Origin of the sequence: Paracoccus marinus, assembly GCF_007018965.1 — a bacterium.
GTDB classification, from domain to species: domain Bacteria; phylum Pseudomonadota; class Alphaproteobacteria; order Rhodobacterales; family Rhodobacteraceae; genus Paracoccus; species Paracoccus marinus.
Map to the genome: position 1 here is coordinate 1 of NZ_VJYZ01000035.1, position 8,817 is coordinate 8,817.

Genomic DNA, 8,817 nt, shown 5'->3' on the forward strand with positions numbered 1-8,817 from the left:
TCGGCCTGTTCCCGTTTCCCATAGAACACCTCCTGGTTCCTCAGTTGGTGCTCTCCACATTTTCCGGGCAAGTCCAATGCGGATCGGCGCGTTCATGTAGGCCTGGCCCACGGTGTTGACCGCGTAAATCTCGTTTGCTCCGTCGAAGTTGGTGTCGAAGGCGTTCATCACCATCGCCAGTTCCTGCCATCGAGCATTCTCGGGGCTGCCGAGCACGCGCGAGGCTGCCACGGCCGCATTCTCGGGGTGCCGGGCGGGATCGGGGTCAATCACGAACAGGCCATACATGCCCTTGTGAATGTGCCGCTTCAGCGGCAGGGCGTGGCAATGATAGAGGTGGCATCCGAACGGCTTGGCGTCGAACTCGTAGATGAACTCTTCGCCGGGACCAATCAAACCGGCACCAGGAACGCCGTCCATTCGCGCCGAATGGATGCCGTGGAAGTGCATCGAATGCGGGTGCGATCCATAGTTGCGGAAGATGATCCGCAACCGCTCGCCTTCCTTCGCCCTCAGTGCCGGTCCGGGCACGCGGTCATTGAAGGTCCAGGCCGGAAAGAAGATGCCGGGCGCGATCTCGATCTCCCGGTCGATGGCAGCGACTTCGAAGGTGCGCAGCGTTCGGCCATCGGGCAAAAGATCGGTCAGGCCCGTTTCCCACTCCGTCAGCATGGTTGTCGGGTCGAAGCCGTTCCGGTCGTGATCGACCACACCGACCGTTGTCATGTTGCCATGCGCCATGCCGGGCATGGGTGCTGCATAGGGGTCGGTCGGCATGGCGGACATGTCGTGGCCCGCCATCGGGTCTGGCGCGGCCTGGGACCGCGCGACACCCGCTATGATGGCGGCGCCACTCGCGGCGGCCAGTCCACCGACCAGCAACGCGCGTCGGGACGTGTCAACCGACCCTGCGTTGCCGTCAGGCGGAGCGATGGACCGGGACGCCTCCAATTCGGACGGCGCATCGCGCGCTTGCTTCCGGACATTGGCAGTCATGGGGAAGGCTTTCCCTGTGGGCAGCACGCCAAAGCCTCGGCGCGACAAGTTAGACAAGGCTAATAATCATCCCTGTGGCTTTACGTGTCAATCCGGTTCGTGCGAGACTGGAAGGATGATGGCTGATGACCACACTGAAGCAGAAGCTCTCGAGCCCGAGGCGCGCCCCGCCGACCCACGCGCGGAGGCGTTCCAAGGGGTGCGAGAGGCGCGGCGCAACGAATTGGCGGAAGACTACGTCGAACTGATCGCGGAACTGATCCACGAACACGGCGAGGCACGGCCGGTCGATATCGCGACCAAGATGGGTGTCACGGCGCCCACCGTCGCCAAGACACTCGGCCGTCTGGCCCGGGACGGCCTGATCACCCGCGCCAAGTACCGCTCGGTCTTTCTGACGGAAGAGGGCCGGGCGCTGGCCCGGGAATGCCAACAGCGGCACGAGATCGTGTTGCGGTTCCTGCTCAGTCTTGGTCTTGATCCCGAGACAGCCGAGCGCGATGCCGAAGGGATCGAGCATCACGTGAGCGAGCGAACGCTCGCCTTGTTCGCGGCCTTTGCCGACCGTTCCTGAGCCTTCCGTTCAGGCATTCTCCACGGCAGATCGCACAGCGGCGACAAGGCTTTCCGCGCTGAAGTTTTCCAGTCGCGTGCCGTTCAGAAAGAACGTCGGCGTCTGGCCGACGCCGAGGGCTTCAACATCGGCCATGTCCTGATTGAGGATGCCGGTGATCCCCGGAAACAGCCTGTCGCTTTCGGCCCGCTCGAGGTCGAGGCCAGCAGCTCCCGCGACCTGCCAGGCCACGTCCAGTCTCGGCATGCCATGCACTGCCCACTGGGGTTGCCGCTCCAGCAGCGCATCAAGCACCGGTTCGAGCTTGTCCTGCATCCGCGCGGTTTCGAGGATGCGCACCGCTTCGTCCGAGCCTTCGTGGAACACCGTGTAGCGCAGCACGACCCGGACCTGCTTCGGGAACTGCCGCCGGATTTCCTGCACCACCGGATGATAGGCTCGGCAGGCTTCGCAGGAGGGGTCGAAGAACTCGACCAAGGTAACCGGAGCATCCTCGGGGCCGAAGCTGGGGGAATGGGCGCGGATCAGAAGGGATGGATCCACCGCGGGGGTGGCGGCAGCGAGCGCTTCGGCCTCGGCCTGACGCTGGCGGTTCAGGATGGACGCACCGCCGCCGAATGCGACAAGCCCAAGAGCCGGAGCCCCGATCAAGAGAGTGCGGCGGTTCATATGCGGTTTCCTTTGGGCAAGATGAGACAGGCAAGGATCGCGGCAAAGGCTGCCAGCGACAGGTAGGGAATAGGCAGGCCCAGAATGATCTGCGCCGGACCAGAGCAGGACGGGCCATCCTTGGTGCAGGGTGCGATGTCCTGCGGGATTAGCCCCATGTAAAGCCCGGAATGCCAGGCGGCCAACGCCAGACCCGCCAGCGCCAGCGGCAGGGCGTATGGGCGGGCCATGCCGTCGCTTCGCCACAGCGACAGGCCAAGGATCGGCACCAGCGGGAACATGGCGATGCGCTGATACCAGCAGAGCGTGCAGGGCGTCTGTCCCAGCACCTCGCCGATGAAGAGCGCGCCAAGTGTTGCCGCCAGCGCGATCAGGAATGCGGCCGTAAGGTGCAAGTCGTCGTGGGACAGGCTCTGTACGTCAGTGTTGGTCAAGAACAGGCTCCTTGCGACGGCGTGCGGGAAGAGAGGCTGCGAGGATGCACACCGCGCCAAGCGTGATGGCAATATCCGCGACGTTGAACGTGGGCCAATGCCAGTCGCGCCAATAGAGGTCGAGGAAGTCGGTCACGGCGCCCTGCCGCAGCCGGTCGATGATGTTGCCAAGCGCACCGCCAACGACCAGCGCAAGACCGGCCCGCTCGAACGGGCGCGGCGCCCGGACTGCCATGACGGCGAAGATCAGGGTCAGAAATCCTGTCAGGGCCGCCATCAGCAGTGGCTTGCCCGCCATTACGTCCGACAGCATGCCGAAGCTCGATCCCTCGTTGAAGCCGAGCGTCAGGCTGAAGCCGGGAAGAACGGGAACCGTCTCGTCGCGAGAGAGCAGCGCCAGCGCCGCCGCCTTCGTCAGTTGATCGGCCAGCGTGGTGATACCGATCAGGGCAACGATCAGCCGGGTGCTCATTTGACGCTCCTGCGGCGCAAGCCGATCCAGCGCGGGACTGAAGCCGCGTAGCGCTCATACTCCGCGCCAAGGGACTGGCGCAGGACAGCTTCCTCGGACCGGATCTGCAAGGAGGCCGATCCGAGGAAGAGCAGCGGCGCAAGGATCGTCGGGAGTGAAGGGATTGCGAAGCCGACGCCCGCAAGCAGCGCGAACTGCCCGAGGAAGGTCGGATTGCGGCTGAACCGGTAAAGCCCGCCCGAGACGAGATCGCCCGTGGCATCGCTTGCGACCCCGACGCGCCACGATGTGCCCATCGACATCTGCGCGGCAAAAGCCACCATCGCGCCGACCCCGGCGAGGAACACGCCAACCGCACCAAGCGCAGCCACCTCTCCCTCGGTCCAGAGCGGGTCGGCCTTGTGCAGGATCGGCCAGGCCAGCCAGAAGAGTGGCCCGAACAAGGCGACGACGAAGGCCGCACGAAAGCCGAAGGCCGCCCAGCGGTCGCGTCCGGACGCCCGCCCGAAAAGCCAGACAGAGCGGCCAGATGCATCTGCCGCGATGGCGATGCCCCAGAGGAACAGCGCCAGATAGCCGAAGATCAGGACCAGGACGGCCCAGCCAAAGCCGGAGATCATGCGTCATGCCTCGCGTTCGGGCTTGAAAGCGAGAAGCCGCAGCGCATTGAGCGTGACCAGCACCGTTGCGCCGGTATCGGCGAGGATGGCAATCCAGAGCCCGGTGATCCCGAGGATGGTCGTCACCAGAAACACCGCCTTGAGGCCGAGCGCGATCGCCACGTTCTGCCGGACGTTGGCCATTGCCGCACGGGCGAGCCGGATCATCGCCGGGATATCGATCACCCGGTCGCGAAGGATCGCCGCATCGGCGGTTTCCAAGGCCACGTCGGTTCCTGACCCCATAGCCACGCCGACATCCGCCTGTTTCAGCGCGGGGGCGTCGTTGATCCCGTCGCCGATCATCATCACGCCACCGTGCTCGCTCATGTCGCGGATCGCCGTGAGCTTGTCCTCGGGCATCATGTCGGCCTGGAACTCCATGCCGAGGCCCCCGGCAATGGCAGCGGCCGTGCGCGGATTGTCTCCGGTCAGGATGACCGGGGCGACACCCATGTCCTTGAGCTGCCGGACCGCCTCGGCCGCGTCCTTGCGGGGTTCGTCGCGCATGGCGATCAGGCCGAGCGGGGTCTTTTCACGGAACACCGCAACGGCGGTCTTGCCCTCTTCTTCGAAGACGGTGGCCTGGCGCAGGCCAGGATCGTCGAGGCCGCCGTTCTCCATCGCATGGCGGGGGGAGGTCACCCAGGCCGCTGCGTCCCCGACTGTCGCGATCACGCCCTTGCCCATCAGCGCCCTGGCATCGCGCGACGGCAGGGCTGCAACGCCCGCTTCCGTGGCCTTGTTCAGGATGGCGATGGCCAGCGGATGGCTGGATCCGGTCTCGACGCCCGCCGCCACGGCCAGAAGCTCGGCCTCGGTGGTGGCGCCGAAGGTCACGATATCGGTAACCATCGGCCGCCCGTGGGTCAGGGTGCCGGTCTTGTCGAAGGCGATGCGGCTGACCTTCGAGGCCGCCTCGATCACCGCGCCACCCTTCATCAGCAAGCCGCGCCGCGCGCCGGTGGATAGCGCCGAGGCGATTGAGGCCGGAACCGAGATGACCAGCGCGCAGGGGCAGCCGATCAGCAGAAGCGCAAGGCCACGATAAATCCAGGTATCCCAAGGCTGAGCGAAGGCCAGCGGCGGCACCAGCACGACCAGCGCCGCCACGGTGACGATGGCGGGCATGTACCAGCGGCTGAAGCGGTCGATGAAGCGTTCGGTCGGCGCGCGGGCCTCCTCGGCTTCTTCGACCAGACGGATGATGCGGGCGATGGTGTTGTCCTCGGCTGCCTTCGTGACCATTACGCGCAGCACGGCCTCGGTGTTGATCGACCCGGCAAAGACCGGATCGCCCGGCCCCCGCGTTTTCGGCATGCTCTCGCCGGTGACCGGGCTTTCGTCGATGCCGGATGTGCCCTTGGCGATCTCGCCATCCGCCGGGACGCGGTCGCCGGGGCGGACGAGCACGAACTGCCCGACCCGCAGGCTGGCGGCCGGAACCTCTTTCGTGACGCCATTCAGTTCAAGAGATGCGGTCTTCGGCACCAGATTGGCCAGAGCCCGAATGCCGTCCCGGGCCTTGCCCGCCGCGACACCTTCCAGAACCTCGCCGACCGCGAACAGGAACACGACCAGTGCCGCCTCCTCGGCCGCGTCGATGAAAAGGGCGCCGATGGCAGCCACGGTCATCAGGCTTTCGATGGTGAACGGTTGGCCCAGCCGCAGGGCGGCAAAGGCGCGTTGCGCCACCGGTGCCACGCCGATCAGGCAGGCGGCGACAAAGGCCCACTTGCCGAACTGAGGCGCCAGCAACTCTATGCCCCAGGCCACCGCCAGTAGGAGAGCGGTAAAGATGACGAGCTTGCCCTTGCCCGTCTGATACCAGCGCTTGCCGCGGTCTGCCGGGTCGTCATGGACATGGCTGGGGCTGCCGTGGCCGCTTTCGTCTCGTGTCGCGGCCGTGCCGGCCTTCGGGCCGCCGGGCATCACAAACTCGTTCTTGGCCGCCGCGGCGCGTGGTGCGATGCCGTATCCAAGGGCCCGGACCGTCTTTTCAACCTTGTCGCGGCCGGTCTGCGCCTCGTCCAGGGTCAGGCGCAGACGCTCGGACATGATGCCGACCTCCACGCCGCTGACGCCGGGGAGGCGCCCGACCGCATCCTTGATCTTGGTCGCGCAGGAGCCGCAATCCATGCCCGAAACGGTCCAGTCGCAGGCCGTCGCTGTTTCCACGTCGGTTCCCGTCATCGTCTTTCCTTCGCCCCGATCGGGCAGTTGCCTTCATCGAATCGGGAACTTAATGTCTCTAGCTACTGTAGCTTCAAGAGGGAATCTGATGCTCACCATCGGAAAACTGGGTGAGGCGGCCGGGGTGAAGGTGCCGACCATCCGCTACTACGAGCAGATCGGCCTCCTGCCCGAGCCGGAGCGCAGCGCCGGCAACCAGCGTCTATACGGAAAGTCCGCACAGGATCGGCTGGCTTTCATTCGCCACGCGCGCGAACTCGGGTTTCCGCTGGACGCCATCCGCGACCTTCTGAGCCTCTCCGACCAGCCCGACCAATCCTGCGCAGCCGCCGACATCATCGCGAAGGAGCAACTCGCTGCGGTGAAGGCCCGGATCGCGCAGCTGACGGCGCTGGAAGCCGAGCTGGAGCGGATGATCCGGCAATGCGCACAAGGGACCATCGCCGACTGCCGCGTAATCGAGTCGCTGAGCGACCATTCCCACTGCGCACATGACCACGACGTGCCGACGGCGGCGGCTGAATGACGGCGCTGCCGACCTTGACGATCTATGCCGCCGCGGCTTTGGCGCGAGATCGCGGGCTGTTTCGCCATTGTGGCGCCTCGGCGCCTCCGCGGCTTCGCTCGGGCCGGGCGTGGCGAGCCTGATCGCCTTCGGCCGGTTCCTGGCGCAGATCGACTCCGAAGCGTCTGCATCGTGGCGTCGATCCTCTGGACGTGGCTGGCCGAGCGACCCGATCGCCCGGACGTGACAGGCGGCCGCGTCTGCCTTGCGGGCGCTGCCGTGAACCCGCCCGGCCCGCGCAGCGCTGGGCATAAATCCACGCGCCGCCCTCGAACTTCTGGGGACCAGAGGAACCAAAACTGTCTCTCGACCGATTCTTGGGCAAAGGGCTACCCTTTTCCGGCGAGGATCGAGTGGTTTGCGCCTGCAGGGTGGATGGAGCCGCCTTGATCCGCCGGCCAGTACGAACGGAGGCGAACCTGATGTCCAGAAAACTGTCAAAGGATCCGGATGAACGTCAGCGCCGTACGCTCTGGACGGTTCTGCTGCTGAATGTTGCCATTGCGTTCGGCTTCTTCGCGACCGGCGCACTGGGCGACTCCAGTGCGCTGATCGCCAACGGTCTGGACAACACCTCCGACAGCTTCGTCTACGCCATCAGCCTTTTCGCGCTGTCTCGTTCGGACAAATGGAAGCGTTGGGCCGCGAACTTGTCGGGGGGCCTGCTGCTGATTCTGGCGGTTGGCATCCTGATCGATGCTGTTCGTCGCTACTACACCGGTTCCGAGCCGCTCGGCCCGCTCATGATTTCCATGGCGCTCATTGCCGCGGTCGTGAATGGCGTCTGCATCCGGCTTCTTGGTCGACTCGAGGATCCGGACGTGAATGTCAGAGCGGCCAACACCTTCAGTATCAACGACTTCATTTCAAACGGCGGAATTCTCGTCGCAGGCGGTCTCGTCTGGTGGCTGGGCAGCAATTGGCCCGATCTGGTGGTCGGTATCGCCGTCGCCGGCGTCGCCGCTTGGGGCGGCATCGGAATCCTGCGCGACGCGCATGGCGAGCACCACAAGGCGGTCCATCAAGGTGACGCCGAGACCTGAGAGAGAAGACGATGCCTCACGATCACGGCCACGCCCATATCAGCCCCGCGTCCCGCGACCGGCGGGTCACCATTGCTTATCTGGGCCAACGCGCTTGACCGGCGCCCAGATTGTCTGCCGAATCCTCTCGGGCAGCCTCGCCCTCAGCGCCTTCGCGCGCGCAAGATCGCACGGCGGCCGGCGGACGAGCGCATGACCTTCGGTCATGATCGGATCGACGTTGTCGCAGCAGGCTCACCAGCGATCTCCAGTGTCTTCCTCGGGGGGCGGACAATCTCGTACTGGATTTCGGGCTCGCCGTACTGCAGGCAGTGCAGTTCCCGCGTCATGCCGCGAACCGGGCCCAAGCAAGTTCCATGACCTTCAGTTCGAGATCGTCGAGCACCTCTACGTGCAGTTCGACGCCCCTTCGCCTCACTGACGTAGCAAGAGCCCGGCTACCGGCGCGCGCGGGCGCGCTCAGAGGAGGTCCCGGCCGGCGCGAATGTAGCCCATCGGATCGACCGCTTCACCGTTCACGCGCACCTCGTAGTGGAGGTGGGATCCCGTGGAGCGGCCCGAGTTACCCATGTCGCCGACCCGCTCGCCGCGCGCAACTTCCTGGCCCACCTCGACGCGGATGGCGTTGAGGTGCGGGTAGCGGGTCTCCAGACCGAAGGGGTGGCGAACGATGATGATCCGCCCGTAGCCGTTCTGCCAGCCGGCGAAGGTGACGACCCCGTCGGCCGTGGCGTAGACGGGGGTGCCGACAGGCCCTGCCATGTCGACCCCTTTGTGCATTTGCCCCCAGCGCCGGCCAAAGGGCGAGGTGTACCGGAAGGCGTCCTGGACCGGCATGGCGAGCGGCAGCGATTCAAGGGCCAAGCGATAGTGGCTGAGCTCGTCGAGCCGCTCGAGAATGCGGTTCGCGCGCACGGTCTCGTCATCCAGCGAGGCTATTCCCCTCGTGGAGACCGCAAGGGGAACCAAGGCTTCCTTCGGGGCTGAGTGACCATCGCCAGCGGATGCGAGTACCGCCTCAGAGTCCAGTCCGGCCTCACGGAGCACCTCGTCGAGCGGCTCCACCGAGGCGATCAGAGCCTCCTCGATCTGCAGCAGGATTCGATTACTCTCGGATTTTCTCAGCCGCAGATCGTGGACTTGCCCGGCTTTTGTGGAGAGCGTTTAGCTCACTTCGCGGGCCTTTCGCTCGAAGGCGATGGGGCTCTGGAA

General features: G+C 65.5%; 11 protein-coding genes and 1 pseudogene. 5 read left to right on the forward strand and 7 right to left on the reverse strand.

The genetic code is table 11. The features are described from left to right. A partial coding sequence (locus tag FNF32_RS14925; protein WP_221930743.1) for a multicopper oxidase domain-containing protein occupies positions 1-801 on the reverse strand: 801 nt, incomplete at its 3' end. Between the two features lie 313 nt (positions 802-1,114). Here FNF32_RS14925 and mntR point away from each other — a divergent pair. Then, entirely contained in the window at positions 1,115-1,570 is a 456-nt protein-coding gene (gene mntR / locus FNF32_RS14930; protein WP_036700249.1) for a manganese-binding transcriptional regulator MntR, read from the forward strand. Between the two features lie 9 nt (positions 1,571-1,579). Here mntR and FNF32_RS14935 read toward each other — a convergent pair whose 3' ends face one another. From FNF32_RS14935 to FNF32_RS14955, 5 genes are read right to left on the reverse strand one after another with little or no spacing between them, the layout of a single operon-like run. Next, complete coding sequence (locus tag FNF32_RS14935) at positions 1,580-2,239, reverse strand: DsbA family protein (RefSeq protein WP_036708053.1); 660 nt, start codon at positions 2,237-2,239, stop codon at positions 1,580-1,582. Further along, positions 2,236-2,673, reverse strand: a complete 438-nt coding sequence (locus tag FNF32_RS14940) for a disulfide bond formation protein B (protein WP_081962575.1) — start codon at positions 2,671-2,673, stop codon at positions 2,236-2,238. Before FNF32_RS14940 ends, FNF32_RS14935 begins: the two co-directional genes overlap by 4 nt. Then, the gene (gene lspA, locus FNF32_RS14945) at positions 2,660-3,145 is read right to left on the reverse strand and encodes a signal peptidase II (RefSeq protein ID WP_036700251.1); all 486 of its coding nucleotides are present in this window, start codon (positions 3,143-3,145) and stop codon (positions 2,660-2,662) included. Before lspA ends, FNF32_RS14940 begins: the two co-directional genes overlap by 14 nt. Further along, complete coding sequence (locus FNF32_RS14950) at positions 3,142-3,765, reverse strand: methyltransferase family protein (protein WP_036708051.1); 624 nt, start codon at positions 3,763-3,765, stop codon at positions 3,142-3,144. Before FNF32_RS14950 ends, lspA begins: the two co-directional genes overlap by 4 nt. Before the next feature lie 3 nt (positions 3,766-3,768). Further along, on the reverse strand, positions 3,769-5,997 hold the full coding sequence (locus FNF32_RS14955) for a heavy metal translocating P-type ATPase (protein ID WP_131674990.1): 2,229 nt from the start codon (positions 5,995-5,997) through the stop codon (positions 3,769-3,771). An 88-nt stretch (positions 5,998-6,085) separates the two neighbouring features. Here FNF32_RS14955 and FNF32_RS14960 point away from each other — a divergent pair, with 88 nt between their 5' ends. The 3 genes and pseudogenes from FNF32_RS14960 to FNF32_RS15715 form a co-directional block, all read left to right on the forward strand. After that, complete coding sequence (locus FNF32_RS14960) at positions 6,086-6,523, forward strand: MerR family transcriptional regulator (RefSeq protein WP_036700253.1); 438 nt, start codon at positions 6,086-6,088, stop codon at positions 6,521-6,523. 461 nt (positions 6,524-6,984) lie between these two features. After that, on the forward strand, positions 6,985-7,605 hold the full coding sequence (locus FNF32_RS14970) for a cation efflux transmembrane domain-containing protein (RefSeq protein WP_052042060.1): 621 nt from the start codon (positions 6,985-6,987) through the stop codon (positions 7,603-7,605). An 11-nt stretch (positions 7,606-7,616) separates the two neighbouring features. After that, positions 7,617-7,836: pseudogene (locus tag FNF32_RS15715) on the forward strand (cation diffusion facilitator family transporter); the annotation flags it as partial. Between the two features lie 228 nt (positions 7,837-8,064). On the opposite strand, the gene FNF32_RS14985 reads toward FNF32_RS15715, so the two are convergent. Then, positions 8,065-8,703, reverse strand: a complete 639-nt coding sequence (locus FNF32_RS14985) for a M23 family metallopeptidase (RefSeq protein WP_342778066.1) — start codon at positions 8,701-8,703, stop codon at positions 8,065-8,067. Between FNF32_RS14985 and FNF32_RS15490 the strand changes: the two genes are divergently transcribed. After that, a partial coding sequence (locus tag FNF32_RS15490) for a hypothetical protein (RefSeq protein ID WP_221930745.1) occupies positions 8,593-8,817 on the forward strand: 225 nt, incomplete at its 3' end. The two genes, FNF32_RS14985 and FNF32_RS15490, sit on opposite strands and share 111 nt — an antisense overlap.

Excerpts from the sequence above, each read along its gene's own strand:
- FNF32_RS14960 (WP_036700253.1), top strand. The coding sequence starts at position 6,086 with ATGCTCACCATCGGAAAACTGGGTGAGGCGGCCGGGGTGAAGGTGCCG.
- FNF32_RS14955 (WP_131674990.1), bottom strand. The coding sequence starts at position 5,997 with ATGACGGGAACCGACGTGGAAACAGCGACGGCCTGCGACTGGACCGTT.
- FNF32_RS14935 (WP_036708053.1), bottom strand. The coding sequence starts at position 2,239 with ATGAACCGCCGCACTCTCTTGATCGGGGCTCCGGCTCTTGGGCTTGTC.
- lspA (WP_036700251.1), bottom strand. The coding sequence starts at position 3,145 with ATGAGCACCCGGCTGATCGTTGCCCTGATCGGTATCACCACGCTGGCC.
- FNF32_RS14970 (WP_052042060.1), top strand. The coding sequence starts at position 6,985 with ATGTCCAGAAAACTGTCAAAGGATCCGGATGAACGTCAGCGCCGTACG.
- mntR (WP_036700249.1), top strand. The coding sequence starts at position 1,115 with ATGGCTGATGACCACACTGAAGCAGAAGCTCTCGAGCCCGAGGCGCGC.
- FNF32_RS14950 (WP_036708051.1), bottom strand. The coding sequence starts at position 3,765 with ATGATCTCCGGCTTTGGCTGGGCCGTCCTGGTCCTGATCTTCGGCTAT.